This window comes from Massilia sp. Root418, from assembly GCF_001425265.1.
Taxonomy (GTDB): Bacteria; Pseudomonadota; Gammaproteobacteria; order Burkholderiales; family Burkholderiaceae_D; genus Rugamonas.
In genome coordinates this window covers 308,957-328,172 of the sequence record NZ_LMEC01000026.1, presented here as the reverse complement: position 1 = coordinate 328,172, position 19,216 = coordinate 308,957, and the positions used below count along the sequence as shown (strand labels likewise).

17 protein-coding genes and 2 tRNA genes are annotated in these 19,216 nt (G+C 64.7%); 13 read left to right on the top strand and 6 right to left on the bottom strand.

Annotation, left to right across the window (positions count from 1 at the left end; genetic code table 11):
* Positions 1–24 precede the first annotated feature (24 nt).
* Together ASC94_RS29960 and trxB are read right to left on the bottom strand one after the other, a co-directional pair.
* Positions 25–726, bottom strand: coding sequence for a Smr/MutS family protein (locus ASC94_RS29960; RefSeq protein WP_056404912.1), 702 nt, complete (start codon positions 724–726; stop codon positions 25–27).
* Positions 727–730: 4 nt separating this feature from the next.
* Positions 731–1,684 carry a thioredoxin-disulfide reductase gene (gene trxB, locus ASC94_RS29955; RefSeq protein ID WP_056404911.1) on the bottom strand — a complete coding sequence of 318 codons (954 nt, stop codon included), beginning with the start codon at positions 1,682–1,684 and terminating at the stop codon, positions 731–733.
* Positions 1,685–1,934: 250 nt separating this feature from the next.
* On the opposite strand from trxB, the gene ASC94_RS29950 reads away from it, so the two are divergent.
* The 4 genes from ASC94_RS29950 (at position 1,935) to ASC94_RS29935 (ending at position 7,035) form a co-directional block, all read left to right on the top strand.
* On the top strand, positions 1,935–4,451 hold the full coding sequence (locus tag ASC94_RS29950; RefSeq protein WP_056404909.1) for a DNA translocase FtsK: 2,517 nt from the start codon (positions 1,935–1,937) through the stop codon (positions 4,449–4,451).
* Positions 4,452–4,461: 10 nt separating this feature from the next.
* Entirely contained in the window at positions 4,462–5,106 is a 645-nt protein-coding gene (lolA, locus tag ASC94_RS29945; protein WP_056404907.1) for an outer membrane lipoprotein chaperone LolA, read from the top strand.
* 71 nt (positions 5,107–5,177) lie between these two features.
* Positions 5,178–6,485 carry a replication-associated recombination protein A gene (locus ASC94_RS29940; RefSeq protein WP_056405435.1) on the top strand — a complete coding sequence of 436 codons (1,308 nt, stop codon included), beginning with the start codon at positions 5,178–5,180 and terminating at the stop codon, positions 6,483–6,485.
* Positions 6,486–6,591: 106 nt separating this feature from the next.
* A complete protein-coding gene (locus ASC94_RS29935) occupies positions 6,592–7,035 on the top strand; it encodes an Hsp20/alpha crystallin family protein (RefSeq protein WP_056404905.1) in 444 nt (147 codons plus the stop codon).
* Positions 7,036–7,079: 44 nt separating this feature from the next.
* Here the strand turns inward: ASC94_RS29935 and ASC94_RS29930 are convergent, their stop codons facing one another.
* Positions 7,080–7,526: a DUF2158 domain-containing protein gene (locus tag ASC94_RS29930; RefSeq protein ID WP_162251462.1), complete on the bottom strand. Its 447-nt coding sequence runs from the start codon at positions 7,524–7,526 to the stop codon at positions 7,080–7,082.
* A 340-nt stretch (positions 7,527–7,866) separates the two neighbouring features.
* Between ASC94_RS29930 and ASC94_RS29925 the strand changes: the two genes are divergently transcribed.
* Together ASC94_RS29925 and ASC94_RS29920 are read left to right on the top strand one after the other, a co-directional pair.
* Positions 7,867–9,222: a uracil-xanthine permease family protein gene (locus ASC94_RS29925; protein ID WP_056404901.1), complete on the top strand. Its 1,356-nt coding sequence runs from the start codon at positions 7,867–7,869 to the stop codon at positions 9,220–9,222.
* 125 nt (positions 9,223–9,347) lie between these two features.
* Positions 9,348–10,724: an 8-oxoguanine deaminase gene (locus ASC94_RS29920; protein WP_056404899.1), complete on the top strand. Its 1,377-nt coding sequence runs from the start codon at positions 9,348–9,350 to the stop codon at positions 10,722–10,724.
* Positions 10,725–10,781: 57 nt separating this feature from the next.
* Here the strand turns inward: ASC94_RS29920 and ASC94_RS29915 are convergent, their stop codons facing one another.
* Positions 10,782–11,486 carry a GntR family transcriptional regulator gene (locus ASC94_RS29915; protein WP_056404898.1) on the bottom strand — a complete coding sequence of 235 codons (705 nt, stop codon included), beginning with the start codon at positions 11,484–11,486 and terminating at the stop codon, positions 10,782–10,784.
* Positions 11,487–11,576: 90 nt separating this feature from the next.
* On the opposite strand from ASC94_RS29915, the gene ASC94_RS29910 reads away from it, so the two are divergent.
* Complete coding sequence (locus ASC94_RS29910) at positions 11,577–12,392, top strand: alpha/beta fold hydrolase (RefSeq protein ID WP_056404895.1); 816 nt, start codon at positions 11,577–11,579, stop codon at positions 12,390–12,392.
* Here the strand turns inward: ASC94_RS29910 and ASC94_RS29905 are convergent.
* Complete coding sequence (locus tag ASC94_RS29905; RefSeq protein ID WP_056404893.1) at positions 12,389–12,739, bottom strand: DUF2917 domain-containing protein; 351 nt, start codon at positions 12,737–12,739, stop codon at positions 12,389–12,391. The two genes, ASC94_RS29910 and ASC94_RS29905, sit on opposite strands and share 4 nt — an antisense overlap.
* A 180-nt stretch (positions 12,740–12,919) precedes the next feature.
* Between ASC94_RS29905 and ASC94_RS29900 the strand changes: the two genes are divergently transcribed.
* The 5 genes from ASC94_RS29900 (at position 12,920) to ASC94_RS29880 (ending at position 16,596) form a co-directional block, all read left to right on the top strand.
* Positions 12,920–14,359, top strand: coding sequence for a PLP-dependent aminotransferase family protein (locus tag ASC94_RS29900; RefSeq protein WP_229417450.1), 1,440 nt, complete (start codon positions 12,920–12,922; stop codon positions 14,357–14,359).
* Positions 14,360–14,760: 401 nt separating this feature from the next.
* Positions 14,761–14,964: a hypothetical protein gene (locus ASC94_RS29895; RefSeq protein WP_056404889.1), complete on the top strand. Its 204-nt coding sequence runs from the start codon at positions 14,761–14,763 to the stop codon at positions 14,962–14,964.
* Between the two features lie 64 nt (positions 14,965–15,028).
* Positions 15,029–16,318, top strand: coding sequence for a serine--tRNA ligase (serS, locus tag ASC94_RS29890; protein ID WP_056404887.1), 1,290 nt, complete (start codon positions 15,029–15,031; stop codon positions 16,316–16,318).
* Between the two features lie 67 nt (positions 16,319–16,385).
* Positions 16,386–16,475: transfer RNA gene (locus ASC94_RS29885), tRNA-Ser, on the top strand.
* A 31-nt stretch (positions 16,476–16,506) separates the two neighbouring features.
* A tRNA-Ser gene (locus ASC94_RS29880) sits at positions 16,507–16,596 on the top strand.
* Positions 16,597–17,159: 563 nt separating this feature from the next.
* Here the strand turns inward: ASC94_RS29880 and ASC94_RS29875 are convergent.
* Positions 17,160–17,996 carry an IclR family transcriptional regulator gene (locus tag ASC94_RS29875; RefSeq protein WP_157201647.1) on the bottom strand — a complete coding sequence of 279 codons (837 nt, stop codon included), beginning with the start codon at positions 17,994–17,996 and terminating at the stop codon, positions 17,160–17,162.
* A 30-nt stretch (positions 17,997–18,026) separates the two neighbouring features.
* Here ASC94_RS29875 and ASC94_RS29870 point away from each other — a divergent pair, with 30 nt between their 5' ends.
* A complete protein-coding gene (locus ASC94_RS29870) occupies positions 18,027–19,163 on the top strand; it encodes an FAD-dependent monooxygenase (RefSeq protein WP_056404882.1) in 1,137 nt (378 codons plus the stop codon).
* Positions 19,164–19,216 lie beyond the last annotated feature (53 nt).

Below are 19,216 nucleotides of genomic sequence, written 5' to 3'. Positions count from 1 at the left end.
CGCGAAGCGCCGTAACCCGCCATGTCAGCGCCGCTCGGGTTGCAGCGCGGCGCGCAGCAGCACGATCAGCGCGCCTTCGCCGCCTTGCGACGGACGGGCCTGGCAGAACGCCACCACTTCCTTCTGCACCAGCCAGCTGTGCACCATGGACTTCAGCACCGGCTCCTGGCCGCGCGAGCCGAAGCCGCGCCCGTGGATCACGCACACGCAGCGCATGCCGCGCTGGTTCGCGCGGGTTAAAAACGCGCCCAGCGCATCGCGCGCGCCGTCGCGGTTCAGGCCGTGCAGGTCCAGCTCGTCCTGCACCGGCCAGTGGCCTTTGCGCATCTTCTTCACCACATCGGGACCCACGCCGGGCGCTGCGTAGTTCAGCGCCGGGTCTTCTTCCATGTAGTGGTCCACCTCAAACAGGTCGGACAGGGACTCGCGCAGCACGTTGGCGTCGTCCTGGCGCTGCTCTTCGGGCGTGAGCGGGCCGCGTTTCTTTGCCGCCGCGAGCGCTTGCGGGGACACGGCAGGCGCGGGCTGGTGCACGTAGCGGTTCTGCTCCGGCATGCGCTTGATGTCGCCCTGCGCGCCCAGCGTGTTGCGGAAAATGTTCGCTTCCGCCGCCGCCACCTTTTCGCGCTTGGCGCGCTCGGCCTCGGCGGCCGCGCGCGCCTCGCCCTGTTCCTTCAGCTGCTTGCCGAGGGATTTCAGGTCGGCAAAGTCCTTCAAGCCCGCCATGATGTTACTCCTGGCCTTCCAGGTAACGCTGGGCGTCCAGTGCCGCCATGCAGCCGGTGCCGGCGCTGGTGATGGCCTGGCGGTAGATGTGGTCCTGCACGTCGCCGGCGGCGAACACGCCCGGGGCGGAGGTGGCGGTGGCCATGCCTTCGGTGCCGGTGCGGGTCTTGATGTAGCCGTTGTGCATTTCCAGCTGGCCTTCGAAGATGCCGGTGTTCGGCTTGTGGCCGATGGCCACGAACAGGCCGTGCACGTTGATCTTGGTTTGCGCGCCGTCGGCGGTGGCCGCCAGGGTCAGGCCGGTCACGCCGCCCTGGTCGCCGGTCACTTCCTGCAGCGTGTGGTTCAGTTTCAGCTCGATCTTGCCTTCGGCAACCTTGGCCATCAGGCGGTCGATCAGGATGGCTTCGGCGCGGAACTTGTCGCGGCGGTGCACCAGGGTGACCTTGGTGGCGATGTTGGACAGGTACAGCGCCTCTTCCACGGCGGTGTTGCCGCCGCCGATGACGGCCACTTCCTGGCCACGGTAGAAGAAACCGTCGCAGGTGGCGCAGGCGGACACGCCGCGGCCCATGAACTCTTGCTCGGACGGCAGGCCCAGGTACTGGGCGGAGGCGCCGGTGGCAATGATCAGGGTGTCGCAGGTGTATTCTGCGCTGTCGCCGATCAGGCGGATCGGCTTTTCACTCAGTTTAGCCGTATGGATGTGGTCAAACACGATCTCGGTCTTGAAGCGCTCGGCGTGCTGCAGGAAGCGCTGCATCAGGTCAGGACCCTGCACGCCCATCGGGTCGGCCGGCCAGTTTTCCACGTCGGTGGTGGTCATCAGCTGGCCGCCTTGCTCCACGCCGGTCACCAGCATGGGGTTCAGATTGGCGCGCGCGGCGTAAATGGCGGCGCTGTAGCCGGCTGGGCCAGAGCCGAGAATCAAAACGCGGGCGTGTTTGGTAGTGGTCATGGAAGGCTTCTTCGTTAATTGGATAAACCGGAGTTGGGGGCAGGCCGGGCGATAACAATGCCGGCGAGCAAAGACAGAATTATAGTCCAAGCAGGGAAACTGGTTGAATTGGGAGGCCGCTTCCTATAGAGATGGCTTAGAATACCCACAAATGGCTAGCGCCCTCTGGTGCGCCCGCAAAAATCTTATAAAAGTATCAATGTCTAAAACGAGAGAACAGCCTGTCAAGCAGCCGGCCAAGCAAGCGCCGATGAAGCAGCAGCCATTAAGCTACACCCGCACGCCCACCGAGCGCCAACCGCTGCCGAACCGGCTGGTGCGGCTGCTGTCGGAAGCGCGCTGGTTCGCCCTGGCCGCGCTGGCGCTGTACTTTCTGCTCATCATGGTCAGCTTTAACAAGGCCGACCCCGGCTGGTCGCATTCCAACGTGGTGCCCAAGGTGTACAACCTGGGCGGCCGCGCGGGCGCCTGGCTGAGCGATCTCATGCTGTATATCTTCGGCCTGTCCGCCTGGTGGTGGTGCGTGTGGCTGCTGCGGGCCGTGTGGAGCGGCTACCGCCGCTTGACCCGCAAATTCGTGACCAAGGAGGCGGACGACGACGAGCACCGCCACGAGGGCCTGATCCGCGTGGTGGGCTTCGCTTTCCTGCTGGTGGGCAGCCTGGGCCTGGAATTCCTGCGCATGTACACCCTCAAGGTGCAGCTGCCGCTGGCGCCGGGCGGCGTGCTGGGCAAGCTGATCGGGCATAGCGCGCACGTGGGCCTGGGCTTTACCGGCGCCACCTTGCTGATGCTGCTGCTGTTCGGGCTGGGCTTCAGCCTGTTCTTCCACGTGTCCTGGCTGGCCGTGGCCGAGCGCATCGGCGGCTTCATCGAGGACTGCGGCGAGTGGCTGATGCTGCGTTACCAGGACCGCGAAGACCGCATCCAGGGCGAGCGCGCCACCGTGCTGCGCGAGGAAGTGGTGGTCAGCGAGCGCGCCAAGCATATCGAAAAGCACGTGGAGAAACCGGTGCGCGCCGAGCCGCGCATGGACGGCGGACCGGCGCCGGTGTTTGCCCCGCCGTCGCCGTCGCCGTCGTCGCTATCGTCGCCTGCCTCGGCCGCCGGCCTGGCGGGCGCGATGGACGAGGGCATGCCGCGCCCTGCGCCTGCGGTGGCGCCGGAAAAGTTCGGCGCCCCGGTGCCGGTGAAGATCGAGCAGCAGGTGACGTCCGTGGTGCCGTCCGAGCGCGCGGTGAAGGAGCGCCAGGGCGCGCTGTTCCAGGATTCGCGCCCGGGCGACCTGCCGCCGCTGTCCCTGCTGGACGATGCGCCGCCGTCGCAGGAAACCGTGGCGGTGGAAACGCTGGAGTTCACCAGCCGCCTGATCGAGAAGAAGCTGTCGGACTTCGGCGTGGAAGCGCGCGTGGTGGCCGCCTATCCCGGCCCGGTGGTCACGCGCTACGAAATCGAGCCCGCCACGGGCGTGAAGGGTTCGCAGATCGTGAACCTGGCGCGCGACCTGGCGCGTTCGCTGTCGCTGACCTCGATCCGCGTGGTGGAAACCATTCCGGGCAAGAATTACATGGCGCTGGAGCTGCCGAACCCCAAGCGCCAGATCGTGCGCCTGAGCGAGATTGTCGGCTCCAAGGTCTACCACGACAACGCATCCTCGCTGACCGTGGCGCTGGGCAAGGATATCGCCGGCAAGCCGGTGGTGGCCGACCTGGCCAAGATGCCGCACTTGCTGGTGGCCGGTACGACCGGTTCGGGTAAATCGGTGGGTATCAACGCCACCATTCTGTCGCTGCTGTACAAGTCCGACCCGGCCGACGTGCGCATGATCCTGATCGACCCGAAGATGCTGGAAATGTCGGTGTACGAAGGCATTCCGCACCTGCTGGCGCCGGTGGTCACCGATATGCGCCAGGCCGGTCATGCGCTGAACTGGGCCGTGAACGAGATGGAGCGCCGCTACAAGCTCATGTCCAAGCTGGGCGTGCGCAACCTGGCCGGCTACAACGCCAAGATCGCCGAGGCGGCCAAGCGCGAGGAGCACATCCCGAATCCGTTCAGCATCACACCGGATTCGCCGGAGCCGCTGGACAAGCTGCCCACCATCGTCATCATCATCGACGAGCTGGCCGACCTGATGATGGTGGTCGGCAAGAAGGTGGAAGAACTGATCGCCCGTATCGCCCAGAAAGCCCGTGCCGCAGGCCTGCACTTGATTCTGGCGACGCAGCGCCCATCTGTAGACGTGATTACCGGCCTGATCAAGGCCAACATCCCGACCCGTATCGCGTTCCAGGTGTCGTCCAAGATCGACTCGCGCACCATCCTGGACCAGATGGGCGCGGAAACGCTGCTGGGCATGGGCGACATGCTCTACATGCCGCCTGGAACCGGCTTGCCGGTGCGGGTGCACGGCGCCTTTGTGTCGGACGACGAAGTGCACCGCGTGGTGAAACATTTGAAACTGCAGGGTGAGCCGAACTATATCGAGGGCATCCTGGAAGGCGGCACGCTGGAGGGCGAGGGCGGCGGCGAAGGCGGCAGCGGTGGCGGCGAGGGCGGCGGCGAAGCCGACCCGATGTATGACCAGGCCGTCCAGGTGGTGCTGAAAAACCGCCGTGCCTCGATCTCGCTGGTGCAGCGCCACTTGCGCATCGGCTACAACCGCGCGGCGCGCCTGCTGGAACAGATGGAACAGAGCGGCGTGGTATCGCCCATGCAGTCGAACGGCAACCGCGACATCCTGGTGCCGGCCGCCAGCGCTGAATAAAGGACACAGCATGACTCAACTGAAGAAAATCGCAGCATCGATGGGTATGGCTGCAGCGGCGGCAGCAGCGGCCTCCCTGCTGCTGGCTGGCGCGGCCCAGGCCGCGGCGCTGGACCAGTTCAAGACCTTCGTCTCCAGCACCAAGTCGGCGCGCGGCGAATTCACGCAGCGTCAGGTGAAGGCAGGCAAGAGCTCCAACACCGCCAGCGGCACGTTCGAGTTCGCCCGCCCCGGCAAGTTCATCTGGACCTACCTGAAGCCCTACGACCAGCTGTTGCAGGCCGACGGCGAACAGCTCTACATCTACGACAAGGACCTGAACCAGGTCACCGTGAAGAAGCTGGGCAACGCGCTGGGTTCGTCGCCGGCTGCCATCCTGTTCGGCAGCAATGACCTGGAAAAGAACTTCACGCTGTCCGAAGCGGGCACGCGCGACGGCCTGGAGTGGCTGAAAGCCGTGCCCAAGACCCAGGACACAACGTTCGAGCAGATCACCATTGGCCTGCGCAACGGCACGCCGGAAGCGATGGAGCTGAAGGATAACTTCGGCTCAACCTCCGTGCTCACGTTCGGCAAGTTCGAGAAGAACCCGCAAGTGAGCGCGACGCACTACAAGTTCGTGATGCCGAAGGGCGTGGAAATTTCGCAGCAATAAGGATGGAAACGGGCCGCCCGCTTGCGCGCGCGCAAACGCCGCGCGCGCCGCTGCCGCTACAGTAAAGCATGATGGACGACCTTTTCAAAACCGAACCCCGCCCGCCGCTGGCCGAAGCACTGCGCCCAAAAACCATGGACGAAGTGATCGGCCAGCAGCACCTGCTGGGCGAGGGCAAGCCGCTGCGCCTGGCCTTCCAGGCCGGCAAGCCGCATTCCATGATCCTGTGGGGGCCGCCCGGCGTCGGCAAGACCACGCTGGCGCGCCTGACCGCCAACGCCTTCGACGCCGAGTTCATCGCGCTGTCGGCCGTGTTCGCGGGCGTAAAGGACATCCGCGCCGCCATGGAACAGGCCCAGCAGAACCTGGACCGGCACGGCAAGCACACCTTGCTGTTCGTGGACGAGATTCACCGCTTCAACAAATCGCAGCAGGACGCCTTGCTGCCGTTCGTGGAGTCCGGCCTGGTCACTTTCATCGGCGCCACCACCGAGAACCCCAGCTTCGAGGTGAACTCGGCGCTGCTGTCGCGCGCGCAGGTCTACGTGCTGAAGTCGCTCACCGAGGACGAGATGCGCCAGCTGCTGCTGAAGGCGCAGAAGGAAGCCCTGCCGCACCTGACATTCGAGGACGCCGCCGCCGACACACTGATCGGCTACGCCGACGGCGACGCGCGCCGTTTCCTGAACCTGCTGGAGCAGGCCGACAACGCGGCATCATCGGGCGGCATCCGGAAGATCGACGCCAAGTTCGTCGAGAACGCCATGACCCTGAACGCGCGCCGCTTCGACAAGGGCGGCGACAACTTCTACGATCAGATTTCCGCCCTGCACAAGTCGGTGCGCGGCTCCAATCCGGACGGCGCGCTGTACTGGTTCTGCCGCATGATCGATGGCGGCGCCGACCCGCGCTACCTGTCGCGCCGCATCGTGCGCATGGCCTGGGAAGACATCGGCCTGGCCGATCCGCGCGCGCTCACCATGGCCAACGACGCTGCCGCCACCTATGAACGGCTGGGCTCACCCGAAGGCGAGCTGGCGCTGGGCCAGGCCGTGATCTACCTGGCTGTCGCAGCCAAGAGCAATGCCGGCTACAACGCTTTCAACCAGGCCATGGCATTCGTCAAGCGTGACAAGTCGCGCGAAGTGCCGGTGCACCTGCGCAACGCACCTACCAAGCTGATGAAAGAGCTGGGCTACGGCCACGAGTACCGTTACGCGCATGACGAGCCGCACGCCTACGCGGCCGGCGAAACCTATCTGCCGGACGGCATGGCCGAGCCCGGATGGTACCAGCCCGTCCCGCGTGGACTGGAAAGCAAGATCGCCGACAAGCTGGCTTTCCTGCGCGGCCTGGACGACGAGGCCCGCAAAGGCTGAGCTGGCGCGCTTCCGATTGAATCGTGTACTGGACCTCTCCGGCGCAGGTGCTATGCTGAATGCACAGGCAGTGTTCATTCACCATATCACCTAAAGGGAGGAAATTATGGCTAGCAACCTTACCCGTTTCAGCCCCTTCGGCGACCTTGCCCGCTTTGATCCATTCCGTGACATCGAACGCTTCTTCGACGAGGTCGACCGCCCCTATGGCAGCACCGACCAGACGCGCAGCATGCGCATGGATGTGCACGAGACGGATCAGGCTTATACGGTCAGGGCGGAGATGCCCGGTTTTGAAAAGCAGGACATCAATGTCTCGATCGACGGCCACACGGTCACCATTCGTGCCAAGCGCGACGAGCAGAAGAAGGATCCGCAGAGCGGCACCATGATGCGCAGCGAGCGCTTCCACGGCGAGCAGTACCGCAGCTTCACCCTGCCGCAGGAAGTGGACGACCAGAAGGCCACTGCCACGTGCAAGAACGGCATCCTTGAGTTGACCCTGCCCAAGAAAGTGGGCGGGCACGGCCGGCAGTTGCAAATCCAGTAGTGCCTGGCAACAGGTGGACGCGGGCGGCCTGGCCGGCGCGTCCACTAGGCGCGTTCGATCGCGCACGGCGGGTACACCTGCTCGTAACGCCGCCTGCCGTCTTCCCAGACGCAAAACACGCCCGGTGCAGGGCCGTCCATGAACGGATAGGCCTCGACGGTCCCCACAACGGTGACGTCGGGGCCGCCGCATTTCAGCCGGACCACGTCCCCGTCGCCGAATCCCGTTTTGTCCACGCCATCGGCCAGGAAAGGGCAGCCCGTGCGCTTGTTGACGGCATCCAGCCGGGCGCCCAGATGCGTTGCCAGCACCTGCTGGTAGAGCCAATATTCCGCCTTCGCCGCCGGGGTTGCGTGCCCCGACCTGACTTCCACCAGAAAGCGCGATTCGGCCGCTGTGAGCCCCGCCAGCACATCGTTTCCGTCGGCATCCACCACCAGCGCGCCAAGCTGCATCAGGAAGTGTCGCTCCTCTTCTGGAAGGTTGAGCATAGCCCCTCCGCCGTGACTGAGGCTTGATATTGTACGCGCCGGGGACAAGGGCAGCGCCCGTCTGGCATGTGTGTCATTTATGCAATACTTACCTTGGGTACGCATAGATTGTATACAAAATCGGTTGACAACTTTTTCAGCACTCGGCATCATCAATCACATAGAACGCTGCCACAGAGCCGCGTGTAAGCATCCCAGTGGCGTGTCCAAAAGACGCGCCATCCCGCCCCAAGTACGACCTCGCCACGATAAAAACAGACGCCACGATCTGCGCGGAGAGGCATGCCGGATAGCACCGGAACAAGTAGTTCACGACATAACATCAATGATGGAGACACACATGAACAACCTGCTATTCCAAGTGGACGACCGTCCGCCGCTGATCACCACCACCCTGCTGGCCGCCCAGCACATGCTCGCTGCCCTGGGCGGCATCATCGCCGTGCCGCTGGTGGTCGGCGCCGTCCTCAAACTGCCGGCCGACCAGATTGTCGCCCTGATCAATGCCGCGCTGCTCGGCTCGGGCATCGTGACCATCATCCAGTGCAAGGGCGTCGGCCCGATCGGCATCCGCCTGCCCTGCGTGATGGGCACCAGCTTCGCCTTTGTCGGCGCAGCCATCAGCATCGGCCTGGAACACGGCGTGCCCGGCATCCTCGGCTCCTCGCTGGCCGGCTCGGTGGTGATGATCGTCGGCTCCTGCTTCATGCCGCAAATCCGCAAACTGTTCCCGCACGCTGTGACCGCGGTGGTGGTCACCATGATCGGCCTGTCGCTGGTGCCGGTCGCCATCGACTGGGCCGCCGGCGGCAAGGGCGCGGGTGCGCACTACGGCGACCCGGTCAACCTGGGCATCGCGCTGTTCGTGCTGGTGACTGTGATCGCGCTGGTCCAATTCGGCAAAGGCATCTTCTCCGCCGCCGCCGTGGTGCTGGGCATGTTCGTCGGCTACCTGGCCTGCGTGGCCATGGGCCTGGTGGACTTCTCGTCGGTGCAGAAGGCCGCCGCGTTCTCGGTGCCGCAGCCCTTCGCCTACGGCATGAGCTTCCCGCTCAGCGGCATCGTCGCCATGGGCGTGGCCTATGTGGTCACCATGGTGGAAACCACCGGCACCTTCATGGCGCTCGGCTCGGCCACCAACACCAAGATGCGCGGCAAGACGCTGGCGCGCGGCGTCCTGTGCGACGGCGTGGGTTCGGCTTGCGTGGCCATGCTGGGCAGCCCGCCGGTATCGACTTTCGCGCAGAACGTGGGCGTGATCTCGCTGACCGGCGTGGCCAGCCGCCACGTGGTGGCCCTCACCGGCGTGATGCTGGCGCTGGCCGGCCTGTTCCCGGTTCTGGGCGCCGTGGTGGTCACCATTCCGCAGCCCGTGCTGGGCGGCGCCGGCCTGATGATGTTCGCCATGATCATCGCCGCAGGCGTGCAGATGCTGAGCAAAGTGGAGCACAACAAGCGCACCGGCCTGATCATCGCCGTCTCCATCGGCTGCGGCCTGGCGGTGTCGGTCCGTCCCGAACTGCTGACCAAGCTGCCCGCATTCGTGCAGGAGATCTTCGGCTCCGGCATCAGCACCGCCGCCATCGTGGCCGTGGCGATGAACCTGATCCTGCCCGAGCGTCCGGTTGAAGCCAGCGATGACGACGAAGAGGAGGTGCCCCAGCCCATGCTGGTAAAAAAGCTCGAAGCGGCTTAAGCTCTTAGCCGCCTTCCCGCAGTAAAGTCCGCGCCGGTGACGACCACCCGGCGCGGTTTTGACATTGTTTCCGCAGTGCCCGCGCATTGTTTCCGCAGTGTTTAATCATTCCTATGGACCTAAAAATGACTAAAACCCTCTTGATCAAGAATGCGCGCGTGGTGGTGACCATGGACGACGAGCGCCGTGAAATCGACAACGGCGCCGTCTTCGTGCGCGGCAACGTGATCGAACAGGTCGGCCTCAGCGCCGACCTGCCGCAGCACGCCGACGAAGTGATCGACGCCAGTGGCCAGGTAGTGATGCCGGGCCTGGTGAACACCCACCATCACATGTACCAGAGCCTTACGCGCGTGATCCCCACCGCGCAGAACGGCGAGTTGTTCAACTGGCTCACCAACCTGTACCCGATATGGGCCAACCTCACCAGCGAAATGGTGCACGTGTCCACGCTCACGGCCATGTCCGAGCTGATGCTGTCGGGCTGCACCACCAGCAGCGACCACCTCTACATCTACCCCAACAACTGCCGCCTGGACGACAGCATCGAGGCCGCGAAGAAGATCGGCATGCGCTTCCACGCCGCGCGCGGCTCCATGAGCGTGGGCCAGTCCAAGGGCGGCCTGCCGCCGGACCGCGTGGTGGAAGAGGAGGGCGCCATCCTGAAGGACACCCAGCGCCTGATCGAAACCTACCACGACGCCAGCCGCTACGCCATGCAGCGCATCGTGGTGGCGCCATGCTCGCCGTTCTCCGTGTCGCGCGATCTGATGAAGGAAGCGGCCGGCATGGCGCGCAGCTACGGCGTGTCGCTGCATACCCATCTGGCCGAGAACGTGAACGACATCGCCTACAGCCGCGAGAAGTTCAACATGACCCCGGCCGAATACGCCGAAGACTGCGGCTGGGTGGGCCACGACGTGTGGCATGCGCACTGCGTGCAGCTGGACGACGACGGCGTCTACATGTTCGCCAGGACCGGCACCGGCATCGCGCACTGCCCGTGCTCGAACATGCGGCTGGCCTCCGGCATCGCCCCGATCCGCAAGATGGTGGACGCCGGCGTGCCGGTGGGCCTGGGCGTGGACGGCTGCGCCTCGAACGACGCCGGCCACATGCTGGGCGAAGTACGCCAGGCCATGCTGCTGCAGCGTGTCGGCTTCGGTCCGGACGCGATGACCGCGCGCCAGGCGCTGGAACTGGCCACGCTGGGGGGGGCCAAGGTGCTCAACCGCGACGACATCGGCGCGCTCAAGCCCGGCATGGGGGCGGACATCATTACCTTCAAGCTGGATCAGATCGGATACGCCGGCGCACTGCACGACCCGGTGGCCGCGCTGGTATTCTGCACCCCGTCCAACGTCACGCACAGCATCATCAACGGCAAAGTGGTGGTGCGCGACGGGCTGCTGCAGACAGTGGACCTGCCGATCGTCATCGAGCGCCACAACTCGCTGGCGCACGAACTGGCGCTGGCCACCGGCACGCGCAAGGCAGCATAAATAAACGGCCGTTAATGCATCCGTAGGGCGGGTTAGCGCGCAGCGCGTAACCCGCCGCTACTTCAGCAGCGCCGCCACCAGATCCCTATCCGGCGCCGCCCCGCCCGAATCAAAGCGCAGCGCACCCTCCACGTGCAACAGATGCTCCAGCATCAGCCGCGCCGCCAGGTCCGCATCGCCCGCCTTGGCCGCATCCAGGAATTCCTGGTGCTCGTTGGACGAGCACACCGCATCCCGGTCCGACTGATACAGCATGGTGATGAGCGAACTGCGCGCCACCAGTTCGCTCAGCATCTCCTGCAGCACCTGGTTGCCCACCACGTTCGCCAGCAGCACATGGAAATCCCCCAGCAGCTGCGAGCGCACCTTATGGTCGCCCAGCGCCTCGCGTTCCATCTTCAAATGCCGCTCCAGCACCCTGAAATCGGCCGCCTTCGCCTTGGCCACGAACTCCCTGGCCAGCGCCGCCTCCAGGATGCGCCGCGCGGCGAAGATATCGCGCGACTCCTTCTCGCTCGGCTGGCTCACGAAAGCGCCCTTGTCGGGCACCATCTGGATCAGTTTATCTTTGGAGAGGATCAGCAGCGCGGCGCGGATTTTGGTGCGGCTGACCGAGTACAGGCGCGACAAAGCCTCCTCGCGCAGCTTGGTCCCGGGCGGCAGCTTGCGTGCCGCGATGGCCTCCGCGATGTGGTTCGCGATATCGTTCGAGCTCGCGCCACTGCTCTGTTTTTCTTCGATGGCGACGATGGAGGTTTGCATGGAGCCGTAGCAGTAATCAATTACTCAATCATACATGGCCGGCTATTTATTGGCTATGATTGCTATTCTTTTGACAAGCAAGGGCGCGGCATGCAGCGGACATTCGTGGTTGACGGCATCGAAGTGCTGGTGGACGGGCCGTTGGAAGGCGAGGGTGGTCCGGCCACCGAGACCATCCTCATGCTGCACGGCTGGCCGGACACGCACCGACTGTGGGACGGCCAGGTGGCCGCGCTGAGCGGGCAATACCGCTGCGCGCGTTTCACGCTGCCCGGCTTCGACCTGGGCAAGCCGCGCCGGCCGTGCCCGCTGGACGAGATGACCTCGCTGATCGAGCGCATCGCGCGCCTGGCCAGTCCGGACCGGCCGGTGATTTTGATGCAGCACGACTGGGGCAGCATCTTCGGCACCGAATTCGCGCAAAGGCATCCGCAGCTGGTATCGCGCATCGTGGCGGTCGACGTGGGAGATGCGCTCACGCCCGAATACCGCGCCACGCTGGGCCTGGGCGCCAAGCTTGCCATCGCCAGCTACCAGCTGTGGCTCGCGCTGGCCTGGCGCATCGGCGGCAAGCTTGGGGATGGCATGTCGCGCAGGATGGCCAAGGCCATGCGCGTGCCGGTGGAGGCAGCCGACATCGGCAGCCAGATGAACTACCCGTACTACATCGCCTGGACCGGCGCCTACGGCTCGTACCGCCACGCCGCCACCAGCATGCCCGGCTGCCCCACGCTCTTCATCTACGGCAAGCGCAAGCCCTTCATGTTCCACTCCGGGGCATGGGCGGACAAGCTCAATGCCACACCCGGCAGCCGTGCCATCGGCATGGAAACCGGCCACTGGCCCATGCGCGAACAGGCGGCGGAATTCAACGCCGCCGTGCAAAACTGGCTGGCAGGCGGCTAGCCGGGGAAGTCCGCGCAGCGCGCCGGCTGCAAGCCCTGGCGCAAACGCATCATCGACTCCGCCAGGCGCGCGTGGCCCTCGCGCAGCACGCGCAGGCGCCAGCTTTGCGCCGGCGGCGCCGCCAGCCGGATCCGGCTGCTGCCGATCGCGTCCACCAGCGTCAAGCCGTCGTTCGGCACCACGAAGCGCTGGCCGGGGCGCAGCAGGAAATCCGTTGCCTGGCCATAGGCGGTAATCCACGTCACGCCGGAAATGGCCTCCACCACGCGGCCGCCGGCGTCCTCCAGGCGCAGCGGGGCGTCGCTGCTCAGTGTGTATTCGGCATAGGGCTGGGTACGGGATTTCATGGGGCTCTCCTGAAGATGATTGCAGCCTTCAGCATACCCACCGCGCGCCGGCCATAACAGATGCAGCAAACCGGAATTGTGATGTACACAGCGCCGGTTCGGCTAAACTGTGCTGGTCGAAATAACGCGCCGTTGTACCTGTGCCGCGCGGCGCGCGCTCGCCACAATGGAAGGATGTCCATGCAAACCAATCTGTACGAACAGCTGGCCGACGAACTTGGCGCCCACATCGCCGCCCGCGTGTTCGCGCCTGGCGACCGGCTGCCGTCCATCCGCCACCTGGCGCAGCAAAAGCGCCTGTCGGTCAGCACCGTGCTGCAGGCGCTGCGGCTGATGGAAGACCGCGGCCTGATCGAAGCGCGCCCGCAGGCGGGCTACTACGTGCGCCACCGTGCGCGCCTGCTGTCCGTGATGACGGACGCCGAGCACCTGAAAGAACCTGAATACGTCGGCATCACCAGCCTGCTGATGCGGATATTAAAAGAGAACGAAGCGCCCGGCATGCTGCAACTGGGCTCGGCCTGGCCGCCCGACGAGCTGCTGCCCATCAAGCGCATGCAGAAAACCGTCGCCGCCGTGGCGCGGCGCGAACCGGCGCTGCTGGCGCGCGTGAGCTGCTTCGAGACCAACGAACCCGCCTTCGTGCGCCAGATCATGCGGCGCGCGCTGGACTGGGGACGGCCGGACCCGGCCGAGATCGTCGTCACCAGCTCCTGCACCGAAGCGATCAGCCTGTGCCTGCGCGCGGTCGCCAAGCCGGGCGACACCATCGCCATCGAATCGGCTACCTACTTCGTGCTGCTGCAGCTGATAGAAAGCCTGGGCATGAAGGCGCTGGAAATCCCCACCCACCCCAAAACCGGCCCCTCGATCGACGCGCTGGAGCTGGCCTTCAATGCCGGGTTGGTGCAGGCGTGCCTGTTCGTCCCCAACGCCAACAACCCGCTAGGTTGCGTCATGCCCGAAGAGAACAAGAAGCGCCTGGCTGCGCTGCTGTCCCAGCACGACATTCCGCTGATCGAGGACGACATCTACCGCGACCTGTGCTTCACCGCCGAGCGGCCCTGGCCGGTGAAGGCCTATGACACCAGCGGCCACGTGCTGCTGTGCTCGTCGTTCTCGAAAGCCATCACGCCCGCCTCGCGCGTGGGCTACGTGGTGGCGGGGCGCTGGGCGCAGGAAGTGACGCTGCTGAAGATGGTATCGAGCGGCGCCACCAGCCAGTTCTTCCAGGCCGTGCTGGCGGACTTCCTCGCCGGTAGCAGTTATGAGCTCCAGGTGCGCAAGATGCGGCGCGCGCTGGCGCAGCGCATCTGCCGCATGTCCGACGCCGTAGCCGCCAGTTTTCCGCACGAATGCTCGATCTCCGAACCGCAGGGCGGCTTCGTCCTGTGGGTGCAGATGCCCGTGCAAGTGGACGCGCTCGCGCTGCACCGGGAGGCGATAGGGGAGGGAGTGGCCTTCATGCCGGGCCAGCTATTCTCCGCCAGCGGCAAGTTCAGCAACTGCCTGCGTCTCAACTGCGGCAACCCCTGGAGTCCCGCAGTCGAAAGCGCCATCACCCGCCTCGGCGCCCTCGTGCACCGCGCCGCCGCTACCCCCGCCTTCCGCGCCGCCTGACGCATTCCCACACCGTTCGGACAACGCCGACAGGCGAGCTGAGCCGCATTTCCCCCACTTCGGGGTCTGACCCCGAAGTGGGGGGGGAATGCGGCTCAGTTCGCGTCCTCGCCCGGCGGCGCCGGGTCAAAGTCAGCATATCCAGCCCTCTTTACCTGATTAACCCTACACGGATAAGCGCCATCCTATATGCGAGCTCTGCCGCATTCGGCCCACTTCGGGGTCTGACCCCGAAGTAGCGGGGAATGCGGCAGAGCTCGGCTTCGTTTTGGGGCTGGTTTTTGCGTTTCATCCCGCGTTTTCAGCGCTTCATCGCACGCCGGTGGAATGGCAGGGAGCCTTTAGGTACAGTTCAATCATCGCAAGACACAACGCAGTCCCCAACCACCAAGGAGCTTAAAATGAACGTACTGAAAAACATGGAAGTCATCTTCGCCGCCGCCGCTTCGCTGGCCCTCGTCACCAGCTATGCCACCGCGAGCGCCCCCGCGATCGAGGTGCCGGCCGCCGCCGTCGCCACTGTGGCAGCCGCCCCGGCCAAGATGCCCGTCGTCGTGGTTGCGGCCAAGCGCCTGACCGCAGCGGAGAAAGCTGCCCTGATCTGAAAACTCGAAGGAAGTGGCGTCATCTTGGTACAATTGCTCTCTTTCCGACATAGCGGCAACTCCCATGATAGACATCCAACTTCTCCGTAAAGATATTGACACCGTCGCAGCCCGCCTGGCGACGCGCAAGTTCCAGCTGGACGTGGCAGGTTTCAACGCCCTCGAAGCGGAACGCAAGGCGATCCAGATGCGCACCGAAGAACTGCAAAGCAAGCGCAATTCGCTGTCCAAGCAGATCGGTATGCTCAAGGGCAAAGGGGAAGACACCACCGCCGTGATGGCGGAAGTGGCCGGCCTGGGCGATGAGCTGAAGAACAATGAACAAGCATTGTCGGCCGTGCAGGCACGGATGAGCGATTTCATGCAGGCGGTGCCTAACCTGCCGCACGAATCGGTCCCGGTAGGCACGGACGAAAGCGGCAACGTCGAAGTGCGTAAAGTCGGCACGCCGCGCGCCTTCGATTTCGAAGTGAAGGACCACGTCGACGTGGGCGCGGTCCTGGGCCTGGACTTCGATACCGCCACCAAGCTGACCGGCTCGCGTTTCTCCGTCATGAAGGGCGGTATCGCCCGCCTGCACCGCGCGCTGGCGCAGTTCATGCTGAACACGCACACCGGCGAGCATGGCTATACCGAGTGCTACACGCCCTACATGGTCAACGCGGACTCCCTGCGCGGCACCGGCCAGCTGCCCAAGTTCGAAGCCGACCTGTTCTCGGTGAAGAAGGGAGGTGCCGAAGGCGAAGGCGAGACCTTCTACCTGATTCCGACCTCCGAAGTCTCGCTGACCAACATCGTGCGCGACGAGATCCTGGCCGCCGAGGCGCTGCCGGTGAAGATGACCGCCCACACCCCATGCTTCCGCTCCGAAGCCGGCAGCTATGGCCGCGACACGCGCGGCATGATCCGCCAGCACCAGTTCGACAAAGTGGAGCTGGTCCAGGCGGTGCATCCGGACACCTCGTACGACGTGCTGGAAGAAATGGTGGGCCACGCGGAGAAGATCCTGAAGGACCTCGGCCTGCCTTACCGCGTCATGAGCTTGTGCACCGGCGACATGGGCTTTGGCGCCACCAAGACCTACGACCTGGAAGTGTGGCTACCGGCGCAGAACACCTACCGCGAGATCTCGTCCCTGTCCAACTGCGAGGCCTTCCAGGCGCGCCGCATGCAGGCGCGTTTCCGCAACGCCCAAGGCAAGCCGGAACTGCTGCACACCCTGAACGGCTCCGGCCTGGCGGTCGGCCGCACCCTGGTCGCGGTACTGGAAAATTACCAGCAGGCCGACGGCTCCGTAGAGATCCCGGAAGTGCTGCGTCCCTACATGGGCGGACTGACATCGTTGAAGGCATAAAATAGTCCTTCCCTTTCTGCAAAGGCCTGCTATAATCTTGCCTTCTCGCAGCAGCTAGTGGGAAAACGGAGAGGTGGCAGAGTGGTCGAATGTACTTGACTCGAAATCAAGCGTAGGGGCGACCCTACCGTGGGTTCGAATCCCACCCTCTCCGCCACAACAAGCTGCTGTAGGAAATTGCCGTACCAGGAGAGGTGGCAGAGTGGTCGAATGTACTTGACTCGAAATCAAGCGTAGGGGCGACCCTACCGTGGGTTCGAATCCCACCCTCTCCGCCAGAAAAAGAAAAAAAGGGCTCCCCTGCGGGAGCCCTTTTTTACTTTTTCGGACGGAAAGGGTGGGATTCGAAGACGAAGCGCCCTAAGGGGCGCGGAGGCTCTCCGAATCGCCCATTCAGAAAGGGCTCCCCTGCGGGAGCCCTTTTTTACTTTTTCGGACGGAAAGGGTGGGATTCGAAGACGANAGGGGCGCGGAGGCTCTCCGAATCGCCCATTCAGAAAGGGCTCCCCTGCGGGAGCCCTTTTTTACTTTTTCGGACGGAAAGGGTGGGATTCGAAGACGAAGCGCCCTAAGGGGCGCGGAGGCTCTCCGAATCGCCCATTCAGAAAGGGCTCCCCTGCGGGAGCCCTTTTTTACTTTTTCGGACGGAAAGGGTGGGATTCGAAGACGTAGCGCCCTAAGGGGCGCGGAGGCTCTCCGAATCGCCCATTCAGAAAGGGCTCCCCTGCGGGAGCCCTTTTTTACTTTTTCGGACGGAAAGGGTGGGATTCGAAGACGGAGCGCCCTAAGGGGCGCGGAGGCTCTCCGAATCGCCCATTCTGCAGTGCGCCGTAAAAGCCAGCTATGCCCCCAGCAACGCCGACAGCCGCTTGGCAGCCCCCGAAACAGCATCTTCAATAATTCCCCGGTCCGCCGGACGCTCCCGCAGGCGAAAACCCGCCCCCGCCACACTAATCGCCGCCACCGCCTCCCCGGACGCATCAAACACCGGCGCCGCACAAGCATCAATCCCCGTCTCAAACGCCCCCAAACTCCAGCAACACTCCCGCGAAGCCGCCTCCAGCAGCATCCCCTCCGCCTCCTCAAACGTCACGCGCGCACCGCGCGGATCCCCCTGCGCCGCATCGTAAAGCGCGCGCCAGGATGCCCTCGGCAGCCGCGCCATCAGCACCCGTCCCGGCGCAATCAAATAGGCCGGAATCCTGCTCCCCGGCCGGATATTGCTCACCAGCGGCGTCTGCGGCACCTCCTTCACCAGATACACCGCGAACGGCCCATCCAGCTCCACCATATACCCCGACCAGCACACCTGCTTGCTCAGCAAGGACACCAGCCTGCGCCCATGCCCGATCAAATCATCCTGTCCCAGCGCATCCGCCGCCAGCCCCAAAAAGCGCACGCCGATCCGATGCCCGCCGTGCGGCAGCGCCTCCAGCATTCCCTCGTCCTCCAGCGTCGCCAGCAAGCGTGCCGCCGTGATCCGGTTCATCCCCACGTCCCGCGCCAGCGCGCTCAAATTCCCGGTCGCACCACCGCCCGCCACATAGGCCAGCAAGCTGAACGCCCGCGCGACCGCCCCGCCTTTCAACTCATCATCCGCCATATATCCTCCAATCTGTTCATATTTGAACATATTGAACAAAAAAAGCACAGCAAAAAAGACCATTGCTATAGTCAATCACCTTCCAACCCCAAGCGGAGACAACACATGAGCAAACTCACCATCGGCATCGCCGGCGCCGGCATAGGCGGCCTGGCCGCAGCCATCGCACTGCGTGAAATGGGCCACGACGTCGTGGTCTTCGAGCAAACCAAGCAATTCCTGCGAGTCGGCGCCGACATCAACCTCACGCCCAACGCGGTGCGCGCGCTGGACGGCCTCGGCCTGGGCATCCCCGAAAACGTGCGCCGCACCGCAGCCCGCCCCACGCACCGCATCAGCCGCACCTGGGACAGCGGCGAGGAAACCTCGCGCCTGGCAATGGGCGACACGGCGGAACGACAATACGGCGCGCCGCAACTGACCATCCACCGCGCCGACCTGCTGGCAGCGCTGGCTGCGGCTTTCCCGGCCGAGCAGGTCCTGTTCGGCAAACACGTCAGCGAGATCAGCGCGCTGGAGCAGGGCGCCGCCGTCTCCTTCGGCGACGGCAGCCGCCACGCGCTGGACCTGCTGGTCGGCGCCGACGGCATCCATTCCGCCGTGCGCAGCGTCATGTTCGGCCAGGAGCAGCCGCGCTTCACCGGTGTGGTGGCCTACCGCGCCGTGGTCCCGGCCGAGCGCCTGGCCGGCATTCCCAATCTGCAGGCGTTCACCAAATGGTGGGGACCCACGCCGGAAAGCCAGATCGTCACGTTCCCGCTCAACGCCGGCAAGGACATCTTTATCTTCGCCACCACCGCGCAGGACAGCTGGCACCTCGAATCCTGGACCACGCAAGGCAGCGTGCAGGAACTGCGCGACAGCTACGCCGGCTTCCACCCGCACGCGCGCGCTTTGCTCGATGCGTGCGACGAAGTGCTCAAGACCGCACTGTACGAACGCGACCCGCTGCCCGCATGGTCCAAGGGCCACATGGTGGTGCTGGGCGACGCCGCGCACCCGATGATGCCCTTCATGGCGCAGGGCGCCGGCATGGCCATTGAAGACGGCGTCGTGCTGGCCTGTGTCTTGCGCAATGTGGGAGACGCCGGCGGCATCCCCGCCGCCTTGCGCCGCTTTGAAGAATTGCGTATCGAACGCGCGTCCAAAATCCAGCTCGGCTCGCGCGGCAACAACTGGCTGCGCGAAGGTGGCAATGCGGACTGGGTGTACGGCTACGACGCCTGGAAGGTGGCGCTGTGACAGTGAAGCGGGGTGCTTCGCGGGGGGCTTCGCTATAATCCGAAGCACCGCCT